The sequence below is a fragment of the Clostridium sp. HCS.1 genome, assembly GCF_047900555.1.
Classification (GTDB): Bacteria; Bacillota; Clostridia; order Clostridiales; family Clostridiaceae; genus Clostridium.
On the sequence record NZ_CP170704.1, the window covers coordinates 2,219,350 to 2,235,865 of the forward strand.

General features: G+C 28.5%; 19 protein-coding genes, 1 tRNA gene and 1 other annotated feature. Of the genes, 6 read left to right on the forward strand and 14 right to left on the reverse strand.

All coding sequences use genetic code 11. The features are described from left to right. Positions 1–3 precede the first annotated feature (3 nt). Positions 4–218, reverse strand: a binding site (T-box leader). Positions 219–285: 67 nt separating this feature from the next. From ACFYH6_RS10545 to ytxC, 6 genes are all read right to left on the reverse strand, one after another. Then, entirely contained in the window at positions 286–1,068 is a 783-nt protein-coding gene (locus ACFYH6_RS10545; RefSeq protein WP_416178588.1) for a TrmH family RNA methyltransferase, read from the reverse strand. Between the two features lie 13 nt (positions 1,069–1,081). Continuing rightward, positions 1,082–1,750, reverse strand: coding sequence for a potassium channel family protein (locus tag ACFYH6_RS10550; protein ID WP_416178589.1), 669 nt, complete (start codon positions 1,748–1,750; stop codon positions 1,082–1,084). A gap of 13 nt (positions 1,751–1,763) precedes the next feature. Then, positions 1,764–3,104, reverse strand: a complete 1,341-nt coding sequence (locus ACFYH6_RS10555) for a TrkH family potassium uptake protein (protein ID WP_316343026.1) — start codon at positions 3,102–3,104, stop codon at positions 1,764–1,766. A 107-nt stretch (positions 3,105–3,211) separates the two neighbouring features. Then, the gene (gene rplT / locus ACFYH6_RS10560) at positions 3,212–3,571 is read right to left on the reverse strand and encodes a 50S ribosomal protein L20 (RefSeq protein WP_008679234.1); all 360 of its coding nucleotides are present in this window, start codon (positions 3,569–3,571) and stop codon (positions 3,212–3,214) included. Between the two features lie 20 nt (positions 3,572–3,591). Next, entirely contained in the window at positions 3,592–3,789 is a 198-nt protein-coding gene (gene rpmI, locus ACFYH6_RS10565; protein ID WP_016206790.1) for a 50S ribosomal protein L35, read from the reverse strand. Between the two features lie 244 nt (positions 3,790–4,033). Next, positions 4,034–4,924, reverse strand: a complete 891-nt coding sequence (gene ytxC, locus ACFYH6_RS10570) for a putative sporulation protein YtxC (RefSeq protein WP_316343025.1) — start codon at positions 4,922–4,924, stop codon at positions 4,034–4,036. 127 nt (positions 4,925–5,051) lie between these two features. On the opposite strand from ytxC, the gene ACFYH6_RS10575 reads away from it, so the two are divergent. Beyond that, complete coding sequence (locus tag ACFYH6_RS10575; RefSeq protein ID WP_416178590.1) at positions 5,052–5,753, forward strand: DUF6873 family GME fold protein; 702 nt, start codon at positions 5,052–5,054, stop codon at positions 5,751–5,753. Between the two features lie 96 nt (positions 5,754–5,849). Here ACFYH6_RS10575 and ACFYH6_RS10580 read toward each other — a convergent pair whose 3' ends face one another. Further along, complete coding sequence (locus ACFYH6_RS10580; RefSeq protein WP_416178591.1) at positions 5,850–6,515, reverse strand: HDIG domain-containing metalloprotein; 666 nt, start codon at positions 6,513–6,515, stop codon at positions 5,850–5,852. Between the two features lie 92 nt (positions 6,516–6,607). On the opposite strand from ACFYH6_RS10580, the gene ACFYH6_RS10585 reads away from it, so the two are divergent. Continuing rightward, a tRNA-Cys gene (locus ACFYH6_RS10585) sits at positions 6,608–6,682 on the forward strand. Positions 6,683–6,732: 50 nt separating this feature from the next. On the opposite strand, the gene hslO is transcribed toward ACFYH6_RS10585, so the two are convergent. The 3 genes from hslO to ACFYH6_RS10600 all read right to left on the reverse strand — a co-directional run bounded on the left by hslO (position 6,733) and on the right by ACFYH6_RS10600 (position 8,713). Further along, positions 6,733–7,617 (reverse strand): Hsp33 family molecular chaperone HslO, encoded by an 885-nt coding sequence (gene hslO, locus ACFYH6_RS10590; protein ID WP_316343022.1) that lies wholly within the window; start codon positions 7,615–7,617, stop codon positions 6,733–6,735. 16 nt (positions 7,618–7,633) lie between these two features. Continuing rightward, positions 7,634–8,368: a class I SAM-dependent methyltransferase gene (locus tag ACFYH6_RS10595; protein WP_316343021.1), complete on the reverse strand. Its 735-nt coding sequence runs from the start codon at positions 8,366–8,368 to the stop codon at positions 7,634–7,636. A 93-nt stretch (positions 8,369–8,461) separates the two neighbouring features. Then, on the reverse strand, positions 8,462–8,713 hold the full coding sequence (locus tag ACFYH6_RS10600; RefSeq protein ID WP_316343020.1) for a small, acid-soluble spore protein, alpha/beta type: 252 nt from the start codon (positions 8,711–8,713) through the stop codon (positions 8,462–8,464). Between the two features lie 190 nt (positions 8,714–8,903). Between ACFYH6_RS10600 and ACFYH6_RS10605 the strand changes: the two genes are divergently transcribed. The 4 genes from ACFYH6_RS10605 (at position 8,904) to ACFYH6_RS10620 (ending at position 11,814) form a co-directional block, all read left to right on the forward strand. Then, positions 8,904–9,896 (forward strand): aspartate-semialdehyde dehydrogenase, encoded by a 993-nt coding sequence (locus ACFYH6_RS10605; RefSeq protein WP_416178592.1) that lies wholly within the window; start codon positions 8,904–8,906, stop codon positions 9,894–9,896. Further along, entirely contained in the window at positions 9,896–10,777 is an 882-nt protein-coding gene (dapA, locus tag ACFYH6_RS10610; protein ID WP_416178593.1) for a 4-hydroxy-tetrahydrodipicolinate synthase, read from the forward strand. The genes ACFYH6_RS10605 and dapA overlap by 1 nt, the downstream gene beginning before the upstream one ends. A gap of 9 nt (positions 10,778–10,786) precedes the next feature. Then, positions 10,787–11,545, forward strand: coding sequence for a 4-hydroxy-tetrahydrodipicolinate reductase (dapB, locus tag ACFYH6_RS10615; RefSeq protein ID WP_316343017.1), 759 nt, complete (start codon positions 10,787–10,789; stop codon positions 11,543–11,545). A gap of 104 nt (positions 11,546–11,649) precedes the next feature. Then, positions 11,650–11,814, forward strand: coding sequence for a hypothetical protein (locus ACFYH6_RS10620; RefSeq protein ID WP_316343016.1), 165 nt, complete (start codon positions 11,650–11,652; stop codon positions 11,812–11,814). Positions 11,815–11,857: 43 nt separating this feature from the next. Here ACFYH6_RS10620 and ACFYH6_RS10625 read toward each other — a convergent pair whose 3' ends face one another. The 4 genes from ACFYH6_RS10625 to ACFYH6_RS10640 are packed head-to-tail and all read right to left on the reverse strand — an operon-like array spanning position 11,858 to position 16,516. After that, on the reverse strand, positions 11,858–13,498 hold the full coding sequence (locus ACFYH6_RS10625) for a peptide ABC transporter substrate-binding protein (RefSeq protein ID WP_416178594.1): 1,641 nt from the start codon (positions 13,496–13,498) through the stop codon (positions 11,858–11,860). Between the two features lie 55 nt (positions 13,499–13,553). Further along, complete coding sequence (locus ACFYH6_RS10630) at positions 13,554–14,537, reverse strand: ABC transporter ATP-binding protein (RefSeq protein WP_416178595.1); 984 nt, start codon at positions 14,535–14,537, stop codon at positions 13,554–13,556. Continuing rightward, a complete protein-coding gene (locus ACFYH6_RS10635) occupies positions 14,537–15,544 on the reverse strand; it encodes an ABC transporter ATP-binding protein (protein ID WP_416178596.1) in 1,008 nt (335 codons plus the stop codon). The genes ACFYH6_RS10630 and ACFYH6_RS10635 overlap by 1 nt, the downstream gene beginning before the upstream one ends. A gap of 12 nt (positions 15,545–15,556) precedes the next feature. Then, complete coding sequence (locus tag ACFYH6_RS10640) at positions 15,557–16,516, reverse strand: ABC transporter permease (RefSeq protein ID WP_416178597.1); 960 nt, start codon at positions 16,514–16,516, stop codon at positions 15,557–15,559.

Below are 16,516 nucleotides of genomic sequence, written 5' to 3' on the forward strand. Positions count from 1 at the left end.
CCTGAAAGGGACGAAGTGTCGCGTTACCACCCTAATTGGTTAAGAAAACTTAACCCAACTTAATTTAAATAACGGAAAAACCGCTAGAAACTACTATTATTTCACTTCTAGGACTCCTGAGGGAACTTCAATATAAATTTCTATAAAATAGCTTTCAGTCTATGGCTACTTCTCCCTGAAAAGTCCTTTATATTTACTTTCTCATTCACAGTCTTTATATATTTAATTTACAATTCATTATACAAATAAATTTAATTAATTTCAATAGTAACTTTCTATTTATTACTAAATCAAATTTTGTCTTACCTTTTCAAATAAAATTATTGATGTAGCAATAGATACATTTAATGATTCTGCCCCACCAGGCATAGGTATTTTAACTTTTTTATCTGCTAATTCAAAAAGCTCATTACTTATTCCATTTCCTTCATTTCCAACAGCTAGTATAGTTTTCCCCTTAAGATCCTCTTCAAAGAAATTTTTTGACTCTGCTAAGGATGTAGCAACTAAACTAAATCCATCTTCTTTTAATGATCTTATAATACTATAATTCTCATCATCATAAAAAATTGGAATATAAAAAATTGATCCCATAGTAGATCTAATGGTCTTATCATTATATATATCTACAGTTCCCTTTGTTAATATTATTCCATTTACTCCTGCTGCATGTGCAGTTCTAATTATAGTTCCTAAATTCCCTGGATCTTGAACCTTATCACAAATTAGATAAAAATCTCCCTTTAAAGTCTTTTGGTTATTTTTTTTCTTAACCACAGCAATTATTCCTTGGGGATTTTCTGTGGATGCAACCTGCATAAATAAATTATTAGCTAAAAAATAAGTTTTTTTATTTAAATCAATATTATTTAATAAAAACTCTTGAAACTTTTGCTCATAATCCTTTGAAATAATAATATTTTCTATTTCCATCTTTGCCTTTATAGCTTCTTCTATTAAGCGAAAACCTTCAAGGATAAATAGGCCTTCCTTATCTCTAAATCTTCTCTCTTTAAGCTTTTTTATGTTCTTAAATAAGTTGTTATCCTTACTTTCTATATATATCAAAATAAGCACCTCATTACTTTGATTTAACTATCATGCCTTCTAATCTATTTAAGTCTTCAGCTGAGCCTATAGCTACTATAATATCATTTTCTTTAATTATATCATCAGCTGCTGGAGATAAATTAACTTCATCTCCTCTTTTTATAGCCATAACATTTATGCCATATTTTCTTCTAAGTTTCAATTCATTTAGTGTTTTTCCTGACCATTCATTTAAGGCTTGAATTTCCATAATGCTATAATCTTCTGAAAGTTCTATGTAATCTAATATATTAGCAGAAACTAAATTATGAGCTACTCTAATTCCCATGTCTTTCTCTGGAAGAATAACTCTATCAGCACCTATTTTATAAAGTACCTTTGCATGTAATTCACTCTGTCCTTTAGCAATAATGTATTTTACACCAAGCTCTTTAACTAATAGTGTAACCATTATACTAGATTGAATATTATCTCCTATAGTAACAACTGCTACATCAAAATTTCTTATTCCTAAGGATCTTAATGCATTTTCATCAGTTGCATCTAATTGAACTGCATGAGTTACACTATCTGCTATATCTTGAACTACATCTTCATCTCTATCTATAGCTAATACATCATTGCCTAAAGAGTATAAAGTTTTTGCTATTGATGAACCAAATCTACCAAGTCCTATTATTATAAATTGTTTATTTGACACCCTATTCATCTCCTTAACCAATTAATATTTTTCCTTCTGGATATTTATAGCCTGACTTTTTACGTTTTCTTGTTAGTGCTAACATTACAGTAAGTGGACCAACTCTTCCTAAATACATCATAATCATTATAAGTATTTTCCCTATTGGAGTTAAATTTGGAGTAAGACCAAGAGTTAAACCTACTGTACCAAGAGCTGATGATGATTCATAAAGTAAATCAACAAAATTTGCTCCAGTTTCTGTATATGATAATATCATAGTTACACCAATTACTAAAGATATTCCAATAAAAACAATAGTAAATGCCTTATAAACTATTTCCTTTGTAAATCTTCTACCAAATACTTCTGTGTCTTCTCTTCCTTTAATAACTGAAATTATAGTAAGTACCAAAATTCCACATGTTACTGTTTTTAAACCACCTGCCGTAGACCCTGGAGATCCACCTATAAGCATTAATATAATAGTTAATATTTTACTTGCTAATGTCATTCCACTTGTATCAACACTATTAAATCCAGCTGTTCTAGGAGTTACTGATGCAAAAAATGAATTTAATAATTTATCATTTATACTCATATTGCCAATACTTTCAGCATTATTAAATTCAAAAAGCAACATTAATATAGTACCACCAAAAATTAATATTAAAGTTGTTATAATAACAAGCTTAGCATGAATAGATAATTTTTTTATCCCCTTAAAGTCATATAATTCTAGTAATACTGTAAATCCTAAACCGCCTATAATAATCAATGCACTAATTACTAAAATTACTACATTATTACTTGAATAAGTTACTAGGCTTGTTCCAAACAAATCAAATCCTGCATTACAAAATGCAGATATTGAATGAAAAACACTATAAAATAATCCTCTTGAAATTCCATACTCAGGAACAAATTGAGTAGACAGTAATAAAGCTCCAAAAAACTGTACAGAAACAGTAAAAACCAAAACATATTTTACCATTTTAACTAAACCTTGAATAGAATATGTATTCATAGCTTCTTGCATTATTAATCTTTCTCTTAAGGTTATTTTTTTTCCTAAAATTAATGAAATTAATACTGCAAAGGACATAAACCCTAATCCACCAATTTCAATAAGAGTCATTATAACAGTTTGACCAAAAGTACTCCAATGAGTGCTAGTATCTAGTGTTATTAAACCAGTAACGCATACTGCAGAAGTAGATGTAAATATTGCATCTAAGAAATTAGTTGATTCACCACTTCTTGATGATATAGGTAATGATAATATAACAGAGCCTATAATAATTACAGCTATAAATCCTAATGCTAGAATTTGTACCCCATTTAATTTTATTTTATTTTTAAACGCAATCTGCATATCTTCACCTCGTAGATACCCTTAATTTATATAACATATTATACACTATTTTTCTATATATTATTTATATAAATCTACAAAAAATGCGACCTTAAGGTCGCAGTATGTTACTTGTTTAATTGGCTTTTTGCTACTTCTACTAAATCTGCAAATGCCTTTGGATCATTTATAGCTATTTCAGATAACATCTTTCTGTTCATATCTATACCAGCTAATTTGATTCCATTTATGAATTTTGAATATGAAAGACCATTCATTCTTGTAGCTGCATTTATTCTAGCTATCCAAAGTCTTCTAAAATCTCTCTTCTTTAATCTTCTTCCAACATATGCATTTCTTAAAGCTCTTATTACTGATTCGTTAGCAGTTTTAAATAATCTGCTCTTTCCACCATAGTAACCCTTCGCAAGCTTTAATACTTTTTTATGATTCTTACGTGAATTAACCGCTCTTTTAACTCTTGCCATGCTTCAATCCTCCTATAATCTTATAAATATGGTAATAACTTTTTCATTGCTTTTTCTTGAGTTGTTGAAACATAAGCTGCTTTTCTTAAGTTTCTCTTTCTCTTAGAGCTTTTTTTAGTTAATATATGACTCTTAAACGCTTTAGCTCTTTTTAACTTTCCAGTTCCAGTCTTTTTAAATCTTTTTGCTGCACCTCTGTGTGTTTTCATTTTTGGCATAATAAAATCCTCCTCTCAAATTATGCTTAATAATAAGCTTAAGAATAACTTCACTTAAAAGCTTATAAAATAAAAAAGACAGCATTACGCCGTCCTCATAATATTCATATTTCTAATTTATTTTCTAAATTAATAAAAATAGAATATAATACCTTACTAAGCTTCGCCGTAAGGTGAGAAACGGCTATGTTCCTTCTTAACAATAGTAATTATATTATCAGGTAAAAAACTTGTCAATAATAAATTATAATTTAACTTGTTTTTCTACGCATAATATACATCCTTTACAGAGTATCACCTTATTTTCAAAAACTTTTTCTATAGTATCCATAAATTCTTTATTTACGCAATTATTTTTTCCATGAATAATTATCCTTTTAGGAGAGTTAGTTATTAATCCACTTATAATTATATCTTCCATTTTTACATCATTATCTAATTTACATTCTATAAGCTCCTTCATAAATTCGTTAAATATATCATTTTTATTACTATCAATAATAGAATAATCTCCAGCTTCGCTTATAACAATATTTATTTCTTCTATTTTGCTATCTTGAATCTCTACAAAATATTTTAGTAATTTTATAAATTCCTTATATTCTTTTTCTACCATATAAGTTTCTATTACTTTATCTATAATATCTTCTATATCCTCTCTTAATTCCTTCATCCTAAATCTTATAAAGCCATCGATATTAATTTCTGAATTTTCCTCTAAACAGCTCTTTATTTTTTCTATAATGTTATTCACTTTATTTAAGCAATATATTAAGTTATCAAAATTTAAAGATTTATTTTCCAGAAATACCTTCATTATTTCTTCTTCAACTTCTATTATTTCCTCCTGTTTTAGAAAGAAGTAATTTTCAGTTAAATATCCTAACATCTCTTTTTCTTTATATTCATTTAAAACAACTTTATATAATGTATTACTTATATATAAATTTATAATATCTCTAACTCTTTCACTGTAACTATTATCATCACATAATATTTTTATTATATGATTATCTAATTCCACACTTTCTACAACTCCTATTTTTATGTCTTTTTTCCTAAGAACTAACCTTAAATCTTGTATTTCATATACAAAATCCAAATCGCTATTGTAAACAAGTTTTAATACAAGCATGGATTACACTCCCTTTCTAATAATAGTATGTATAAAAAATTTATCTATATTCAGAAATTATTTCTTAGTAATCGACAAATAAATATTAATATTTTATAATAAATTAAAAATAAAATAGGAGGTTTATATGATTTGCTTTATTGATTACAGAGCAACACAAAGAGAAAAAGATGTTTTATCTTCACTAAATCTAAAAGTTATAGAAATCCCAAAATCTAATGATGTATATACAGCTATAAATGGTCATGTAGATATTCAATTAAATATATTAGATAAAAAGTCAAAAAAGGTAATAATTAATAGAAATATGGATAAAAACTTCAAAGAAAACTTATCTAAATTAAATATACAGTTTGTAGAAAGCGAAAAATATCTAGAATCTTCTTATCCTAACAATATTTTTTTAAACGCTTTAATACTTGATGACTACTTTGTACACAACTTAAAGTTTACAGATAAAAATCTATTAAATTTTCAAAAGGATAAAACTTTAATTAACGTAAAACAAGGTTATACAAAATGTTCATGTTTACCTGTCTCTAAAAACGCTATCATAACTAATGATACAGGCATTTATAAAATCTTATCTAATTATAACTTCGATATATTATTATTACCTGCAGGAGATATTATTTTAGAAGGCTTAGACTATGGCTTTATAGGTGGTACAGGTGGTTTAATTAATGATGACACAATAGCCTTCTTCGGTAACTTAGAGTATTATAAGTACGGTAATGAAGTTAAAGCCTTTTTAAAAAAGCATAATGTTACCCCTATATACTTAAGCAATATGAAATTACATGATAGAGGTAGTCTATTTGTGCTTTAGTCTTTTATATAATACGTTTAATTAATATAAATGTTTCTAATTTTATAAATTATATATAAAGGAGCCGCTAAGCAGCTCCTAATTAAGTTTTTACTATTATATTAAAATATCTTTAATTTGTTGAATTTTCTTTATAATATCTTTGTTAATTAGTTTATTTTCTATACATAACTTATCTAATATTTTATTTACTTCTAATAAAGCTTTTTCCTTTTCTTCTAATGATTGGTTTCCTCGTCCTAATTTATCACAAACAAAGAGAAGTATTATATCATTATAGCAACTACTATTAATAAGTGCTGGAATATCAGAAAAAGGTAAGTCTTTCAATATATATATATGATGCATATGGAAACTCACTATTTCAGATATCTTTTCTGCCTTTTCTTTATCTATATAATTAATAAGTATTTTATAAGTTATATCTTTACCAACCTTATCATGATTGTAAGATCTATATCTTCCTTTAATGAATTTAGTAGTTTCTATTTTCCCAATATCATGAAATAATGCGGCCCACATAAATGCCTCAGTATTTATTGCAAAACCTTTAACCTTAGCAGAAGTATCTATAACTAATTTAGTATGATTCCATACATTCCCTTCTGGATGGAACTTTTTATCTTGAGGAATATTTTTAAGCTTATTTAAAATATTAAATTCACTTTCTTTAAAAATATCCTTACTCATTAAAATTTCTAACTGTATTGAAGGTTTTTCTTCATTTATTAAAATTTTATTTAACTTATTATATACATCCATTTTTATCACCTCCAAGATATATTATTTCAAATAAATTAATTTTTATTTTATGTATCAAAATCAAATTATAAACATAAAATAAAAATATATTGGGCACTATAGCCAAGTGGTAAGGCAGAGGTCTGCAAAACCTTTATTCCCCAGTTCAAATCTGGGTGGTGCCTCCAAAAAACAAAGAAAGGCACTGAAAAGTTATACTATCAGTGCCTTTTTTATATTATTTTTGTCTTGCTCTATTTAATATTTCACCAATTTCTTCATTAGTAAATTTATATGCTGCATTACAGAAATTACATTTTATTTCTTCTTCTTTTCCTTCATTATATATTTCTTCTAAGTCTTTTTCACCTATAGATATTAATACTGATTCAACTTTTTCTCTAGTACAATTACATTTAAATTCTGGTGTTAATTCTTCTAATATATTTAAATCCATACCATCAAATATATACTCTAAAACTTTTTCAATACTTCCATGTTCTAATAACATAGTCGTTATTGATGGTATTTCTTCTAATCTATATGTAAGTAAATCTGAAAGCAATTCATCTGCATCTGGCATCATTTGAATTATAAAACCACCAGCTGTCTTTATTGTATAATCTTTATCAACTAATACTCCTAATGCAACTGCAGAAGGTGTTTGTTCAGATACTGTGAAATAATAAGCTAAATCTTCACCTATCTCTCCAGTATAAATAGGAACTTGACCAACATAAGGGTCTTTCATACCTAAATCTTTTATAACAGTAAATTCACCGTTAATTCCAATATATCCGCCTACATCTAACTTACCCTTAGAGTTTAATGGTAAATTACCATAAGGATTTCCTATAAATCCTTTAACTATTCCTCCTTGGTATGCTGTTACAGTAACACCCTTTGCTTCTCCACCACCATTTATTTTTAAAGTTATAACTTCTTTATCTGATTTTAAAGTAACTCCCATTAAAGATCCAGCAGTTAACATTCTACCTAAAGCTGCTGCTGCAACAGGAGTACATTCATGAACATTTGTCCCCGTATTAACTAAATTTGTTGTTTCACCAGCAATAATTCTAATCATTCCATCCTTTGCTGTAGCTCTTATAATTTTATCCATTGAAAACCCTCCATTTTTATTTTTTTACTACATATACAATTCTTTCTGTTTTGTCATTTACTTGTTTTTCAGTATACCCATCAAATTTTTCTACTATTTTCAATCCAGCAATTTTTAATTTTTCTTCAATAAATTCTTCTGTATAAGCTCTTTCTAAATGTTCTTCTTCAAATCTTTCGTATAACTCATCTCTCTTAACAAAGAAAGTCAAATACATACTTAATAAATCTTCTTCAAAAACATTTTCCCAAGTATAAAAAACCTCTTCTTCACTATAAGTGTATATGTTATTTCCTAAAATATTTGAAAGCTTATAGTATGAATTTATATCAAAAATAAATAATCCATTATCATTTAGATGTTCCTTAACCTTTATAAAATAGCTTAAAAGTTTTTCTTCTTCAATTATATAATTAGTTGAGTCTAAGGCTGAAGTTATTAAATCAAATTTTCGATTTAAACTTAATTCACTCATATCCTGACAAATAATTTTACATCTTATTTTTTCTTTTTTTAATTTATTGAAAGCTTCTCTTAACATATCTTCTGATAAGTCAACAGCAAAAGACTCATTGAAATTTTTAGCCAGTCTTAAAGTTAGATTTCCTGTTCCACAAGCAATGTCTAAATAATTATTAAATGTAATTTTTTCTTTATTACATATATCAATTACCCTTGAGCACATAGAATCGTAATTTATATCTTCATAAATTAGTTCATCGTAAATTTCAGCAAAATCTCCATATGCCAAAGTAATCCCCCCCACTTTAATACTTTTCTAAAACTATATTAAAGGTAAATTTTCCTTTAGTCAATGCTACATATAAAAGGATTAGAAAATAAATTATTTTCTTCCTAATATTTCGTCGTTGGTTGGTATTTTAAGCATCCTTTTTCTTTTTGTCATTATACCTCCAATTCTACCTGTTTCTTCAGCAGTAAGACCTCCCCATCCGTAAGAATCGACCTTCTCTTTTAATCCTAGTTCTTCGGCAATTTCATATTTAATTTTTTCTCTTAAAATTTCTGCATCACTTAATTCTTTATTTGATTTAATTTTAGATTTAATTATTTTTTTTAAAGGTGTTTTACTCATTATTATACCCCCTATATTTGATATTTATATTTTCCCCAAAATACTTATCAATATACCTTTAAAATAATTAATCACTATCTAAGTATAAAATTTATATATTATAATAAAGTATTGAAATTTTTGAATATTTTAACTATAGTTATTAGTAAGCATATTTTATGCTTATTATAATAAAAAGGGGGAAAAGTTTATGTACAATGTTGCTATAGTTGGGGCTACTGGTAACGTAGGTAGAAAATTTTTAGAAATTCTAGAAGAAAGGAATTTCCCAATAAAGGACCTATATCTTTTTGCATCAAAAAGATCTGCTGGTTCAAAACTTACATTTAAAGGTCAGGAATTTGTTGTTGAAGAAACATCTGAAGAAAATATAAAAGATAAGAAAATTGATTTTGCTTTATTTTCAGCAGGTGGAGATGCAAGCTTAAAATATTCACCAATTTTTTCTTCATATGGTGCTGTCGTTATTGATAATTCTAGCGCTTTTAGAATGGACAAAAACGTTCCATTAGTTGTTCCAGAAGTAAATCCTGAAGATGTTAAATGGCATAATGGTATAATAGCTAATCCAAATTGTTCTACAATTCAAGCTATGCTTCCATTAAAGGTTTTATTAGATAACTATGGAATTAAAAGAATAATCTACTCTACTTATCAAGCTGTGTCAGGTGCAGGTATGCAAGGAATATCGGATTTAGAAAATGGTCTAAAGGGTGAGGAGCCTAAAAAATTTCCTTATCCTATAGCTGGAAATTGCTTGCCTCATATAGATGTATTTTTAGAAAATGGTTATACAAAGGAAGAAATTAAAATGATAGAAGAAACAAAGAAAATTCTTCATAATTCTAAATTAAAAATTACAGCAACTGCTGTTAGGGTTCCTGTTTTAAATAGCCATAGTGAAAGTATTAATGTTGAATTAGAAAATCCTTTTGATTTAAAAGATGTTTTAAATTTATTTAATAATACTGAAGGAATAACTCTTTATGATGATATATCAAATATCAAATATCCTACTCCACTTTTTGTTAGTGGTAAGGATGATGTTTTCCTAGGTCGTGTTCGAAGAGACTATAGCTTAGATAATGGGTTAAACCTATGGGTAGTTGCAGATAATATTAGAAAAGGAGCTGCTTTAAACGCAGTCCAAATAGCTGAACTATTAATAGGGAGTGATAATTAATGGCAATTTTTAAAGGCTCTGCAGTAGCCATCATAACGCCTTTTACTTCAAATAACAAAGTTAATTATGAAAAGTTAAAAGAACTAATAGAATGGCAAATTGAAGAAAAAACTGATGCCATTGTAATTTGTGGTACTACTGGAGAAGCAAGTACTATGAGTAAGGAAGAAAAAGAAAAAACTATTAAATTTACTGTTGATATAGTTAATAAAAGAATCCCTGTTATAGCTGGTACTGGTAGTAATAATACTGAAGCATCTATTGAAATGAGTAAATATGCTGAATCAGTTGGAGTAGATGGATTATTATTAATAACACCATATTACAATAAAACTAATTCTAAAGGCTTATTTAAGCATTATGAAGCAATTAATAATGAAGTTAGTACACCTATAATATTATATAATGTACCAAGTAGAACAGGTGTTAATATAAGTCCCAATGAATTACTAGAATTAAGTAAGTTAAAAAATATTGTTGCTATTAAAGAAGCCAGTGGCAATATAAGTCAAATTGCAGAAATGAAAGCTTTATGTAAAGACACTATAGATATTTATTCAGGTAATGATGATCAAATAATACCTATAATGTCCCTAGGAGGAAAAGGAGTAATATCTGTACTTGCTAATATATATCCAAAAAGTGTCCATGATATGGCATACAATTATTTAAATGGTGATATAAATAAAGCACTAAATCTTCAATTAAACTCTATAAGCTTAATTAAAATACTATTTAAAGAAACTAACCCAATTCCAGTTAAAACGGCTTTAAACCTTATGGGTAAAAATGTAGGTGGTTTTAGATTGCCTTTATATGAAATGGATAATAATAATCTTATCTTATTAAAAGAAACTTTAAAAAAATATGATTTAATTTAAGGAGGAACTATGGTAAAAATATTATTAAATGGTTGTTGCGGAAAAATGGGACAAATAATAGTAGAGTCATCCAAAGGTTTCCCTAATATAGAAATAGTTGCTGGAATAGATAAGTATCCTAATGACAAAAATGATTTTAAAATATTTAATAATGTAAATGAAGTTAATATAGATTATGATGTATTAATAGATTTTTCAAGACCTGAAGCATTAAAAGATTTACTTAATTTATCAATAACCAAAAATAAGCCTATAATTTTATGTTCAACAGGATATAATGAAGATGATTTAAAATTAATTTCAGAAAAGAGTAATATAATACCAATTTTCAAATCTGCTAATATGTCTCTAGGAATTAATTTAATAAATTCTTTACTAAAAAAAATAGTCCCAATTTTATATGGAAACTATGATATAGAAATTATCGAAAAACATCATAACCAAAAAATAGATTCTCCAAGTGGTACAGCACTTTTATTAGCTGATACAATAAAAGATTCACTATCAAATGAAATAAAATATATATATGGTAGAGAAGGTATTGCTAAAAGAGAAAAAAATGAAATTGGAATTCATGCCGTTAGAGGCGGTTCTATAGTTGGCGATCATGATATTATTTTTGCTGGTTCTGGTGAAATTATTGAACTAAGTCATAAAGCTTTGTCAAGAGAAGTATTCGCTGTAGGTGCTTTAAAGGCTGCAGAATTTATGAGCCATATAATATTACCAAGACTTTATAATATGGAAGATGTTCTAGGAATTAGATAAGAAGGAGCTGCCGCAGCAGCTCCTTTATTAATGTATCAATTTCCAGTTTAAATATTTAATTAGGTGGAAAGATATAATATAAATATAAATAAGGAGGATTGCAAATGCCTAAAGATAGCCAACCTGATAATAAAAAAGCTAGAATGGAAAAGTGTAATTATCAAACGCCAATAACAGAAGAAGGTCATAATCATAATCCAAATGCAAAACATAAATCTATAAAACGAGAAGGCTTCTCTAGTGAACATTTTAATAGAGCTGGAAATTAAAAAAAGAAGAGTCAAAAACTCTTCTTTTCTTATAATAATTTTACTATTCTTCAATATAAGCTTTATCGAAGAATACATGTCCTAAAGTAGAAACTCTAACGCCTTTAACTTCTGGCTTAGCTCCTTTAACTTTAGTGTAGTAATAGATTGGGATAATAGGCATATCATTCATTAATATATCTTCAGCTTGCTTCATGATTTCCCATCTCTTATCTTGATCCCCTTCACTCTTAGCAGCAGCAACTAATTTGTCATATTCAGCATTTGAATATCCAGCATCATTATTTCCGCCACCAGTTACCCATAAATCTAAGAATGTCATTGGATCAACATAGTCTCCTGACCAACCATGTCTAGCAATTTCATATTGTCCTTGTTGTCTAGTATTTAAGAATACTTTCCATTCTTGGTTAGTTAATTCAACATTAACGCCAATCTTAGCCCAGTCTTGTTGTATAGCTTGAGCAATTAATTTGTGATCTCCTTCAGTATTATACATAAATTCTAAAGTAGGAAGACCTTCACCATTTGGATATCCAGCTTCAGCTAATAATTTCTTAGCTTCATCAACGTTAGCTTTATTTGCATCATAGTATTCTCTATCTGCAAAATCTTCTCCGTTTTCATTTAAAATTCCTTTTGGAACAAAGCTATATGCAGGAACTTGTCCAGATTTAGTAACATTTTCAGTAATAGCTTTTCTGTCTATTGATATAGCTAAAGCTTTTCTTACCTTTTCATTACTTAAAGCTTTTTTAACATCTTCAGGTAAAGTTGATTGTTTACCAACGTTTATTACTAACATATAAGTAGCAAGGTTTGGATATATTGTAACTAATCCTTCTTCTTTACCTCCTGCAATTTCTGCTGGTGGTACTGTATCAACCATGTCGAATTCTCCAGATTTTAAAGAAGCATATGCAGTATTTGTATCAGTAACTAATTTATATACAACACCTGGAAGCTTTATTTCTTTAGCATTCCAATATTCTTCATTCTTTTCAAATACTAATTGATCTTTCATATCCCATTGAACTAGTTTGAAAGGCCCATTTGAAACATAAGTTTCTGGTTCAGTAGCCCATCCATCTGGATCAGCTGAAACTATATCTTCTCTAAGTGGCATATAAGTAGTAAATGCAGTTAATTCTGGGAAATAAGCTGTTGGAGCTTCTAAAGTAACTTTAAGTGTTTGATCATCAACAACTTCGATACCTAACTCATCTCTAGTAGCTTCTCCATTATAGAACTTTTCACCATTCTTAATATAGAATAATTGATAATTGTATTCAGCAGCAGTTTCCTTAGTTAAGGCTCTTACCCATGAATATTCAAAATCTTTTGCAGTAACTGCTTGTCCATCTGACCATTTAGCATCTTTTCTTAAAGTAAAAGTATATACTAAATTATCATCTGATACTTCCATTTTTTCAGCAACTCCAGGAATTGCTTTTTCATTTTCATCAAGTCTCATTAATCCTTCAAAAGCATTGTCAATTATTGAACCAGCTCCTGATGAAGTATTTAATGTAGGATCGATTGTTTCAGGATCTTCTCCTAAATTATAAATTAATTTTCTTCCACTATCTCCTGAACTACTATTTCCACATCCTGCAAAAACAGACATTCCAAGAGCAAGTGTTAGTGCAACTGCACAAATTTTTCTAAGCTTATTGCTCTTCATTGTTTTTTCCCCCTTAATATATTTATTTATAGAAATTGCTTAATGCAATAGCTAACTATTTATTAAATAAATGGCATGATACAAAGTGACCAGGTTCTACTTCCTTAAGTTCTGGATCAACTTCAGCACAGATTGGCATAGCATATTTACATCTACCTTTAAATCTACAGCCAGGAGCTGGATCTATTGGTGATGGTATATCACCTTGTAAAACTATTCTTTTATTATTTTTAGCTACTTTAGGATCTGCTATAGGAACAGCTGAAAGTAATGCTTGAGTGTATGGATGCTTAGGCTTTAAATACACAGCATCAGCTGGCCCCTTTTCAACCATTTGACCTAAATACATAACCCCAATATGTGTCGATATATGCTTAACCATTGATAAATCATGAGCTATAAATAAATATGTTAGTCCGAATTCTTCTTGGAGCTCTTCTAACATATTAATAACTTGAGCTTGAATAGATACATCCAATGCTGATATAGGCTCATCACATACTATAAAATCTGGTTGCACTGCAAGTGCTCTTGCAATACCAATTCTTTGTCTTTGCCCACCTGAAAATTCATGAGCATATCTATTTATATGACTTCCATTAAGTCCTACTCTATCTAAAAGATATCTTATTCTTTTAGTTCTTTCTTCACCCTTATATAATCCATGAATATCTATAGCTTCACCAATAATATCTCCTACAGTCATTCTAGGATTTAATGATGCATATGGATCTTGGAATATCATTTGCATATTCTTTCTTAAAGAAACCATCTTCTTTTCACTATAATTAGTAATATCTTCACCATTAAAGATAATTTGTCCTGAAGTAGGTTCATATAATTTTAATATTGTTCTTCCTGTAGTAGTCTTCCCACAACCTGATTCACCAACTAACCCTAATGTTTCTCCTCTTTTTATTTCAAAAGAAACATTATCAACAGCCTTTACAAAGCTTTTTTTAGCAAAAAGGCCTTTGTTTGCAGGGAAGTACTTACAAAGATTTTTAACTTCTAAAATAACATCATTATTTTTTTCCATTATTCTTCCCTCCTTATTGGTGCTTCTACCTTTGGTGCATTTTCATGACATAACCAACATGCAGCTCTATGTCCATCAGAAATTTCAAATAATGGAGGTTGCTTTTCTAAACAAACCTTCATTGCATATTTACATCTTGCTGCAAATGGACATCCAACTGGTGGTTTTAATAAATCTGGTGGTTGTCCTTCTATTGGTGTTAATTTTTCTTTTATTTCACTCTTAGGATTAGGCACACTATTTAATAATCCCCATGTATATGGATGCTTTCCATTATAGAATATATCTTCATCTGAACCTTCTTCTACAATTATTCCACCATACATAACATTAATTCTAGTACAAAGATCTGCAACTACACCTAAATCGTGAGTTATTAATATTATAGAAGTATTTATTTTATTTTTAAGATCTTTCATTAAATCTAATATTTGAGCTTGTATAGTAACATCTAATGCTGTAGTTGGTTCATCTGCAATTATAAGCTTTGGATCACAAATTAAGCTCATAGCAATCATAACTCTTTGTCTCATACCACCTGAAAATTCATGTGGATATTGTTTTAGCCTGCTTTCTGGGCTAGGAATTCCTACCATATCTAACATTTTGATTGCTAAATTGTTAGCTTCTTTTTTACTTATTTTTTTATGTTTTATTAAATGCTCTGTTAATTGCTCTCCAACTGTAAATAATGGATTTAAAGATGTCATAGGGTCTTGGAATATCATTGCTATTTCATTTCCCCTAATTTCTTGCATATCATCTTCAGTTGGATTTGTTATATCTTCTCCATTAAATACTATTTCATCAGCTTCAATAATTGCGTTATCTGCTAACAATCTCATAATTGACATCATAGTAACTGACTTACCACAACCAGATTCTCCAACAATTCCTAAAGCCTCTCCTTTATTTAGATATAAAGAAACTCCTCTAACAGCTTGTACATCACCTATATGTGTTCTAAAGGAGGTCTTCAAATTTTTTACTTCCAATAACTTACTCATTCGTCATTCCTCCTATTTCTTATTCTTAGGATCTAAAGCTTCTGTTAAGCCATCACCAAATAAGTTAAATGCTAAAATTATTAAGCAAATAGCCCCTGCTGGGAATAATAATTGGTATGCTGCTGTGCTTAGTAATCCACTAGCATCATTTGCTAAAGTTCCTAAAGATGCAAGTGGTGCATTAATACCTAATCCAATGAAGCTTAAAAACGCTTCAGTAAATATTGCTTGAGGAACAAATAAAGTTAATGTAACTAAAATAGATCCAATACAGTTTGGAATTAAGTGTCTAAACAATACTCTTGTCTTTGAAGCTCCTAAAGCTTTAGCAGCAAGAACAAATTCTTGTTGTTTTAATTGAAGGATATCCCCTCTTACTATTCTAGCCATACCAACCCAATAGGATATTGCCATAGCTAAAATTATTGTTACAAGCCCAGTAGATCCTTCTTTTTTAAATGTTGCCATTAAAATAATTACATATATTTGAGTAGGAATAGAGTATAAAACATCTACTATTCTCATCATTATATTGTCTACTCTTCCTCCAAAGAATCCTGCGACTCCACCATATAATACACCAATAATTAAATTTATTGCCGCAGCAGATATAGCTATTATTAGTGAATATCTAGTTCCATACATTACTCTTACGAATAAATCTCTACCTAAATTATCTGTTCCAAACCAATGCTGTGAGCTTGGTCTTAAATCTGTTGCTTGTAAATTTGTATCATAATATGTGTATCCTAGAACTTTTTCCATAAAAATTGGCCCTAAAAATGCACAGATAACAATTACTACAATCAAAATTAATGAAAATAATGCCACTTTATTATTTTTTAATCTTCTCCAAGCATCAGCCCAATAACCAACGCTAGGTCTTACAACTTCTTCAAACTTTTTTTCCTCTTCACTTAAAGGAGTAAATAATTCTTTATCAATGTTTAAGTCAACTTTTAAATTTTCCAT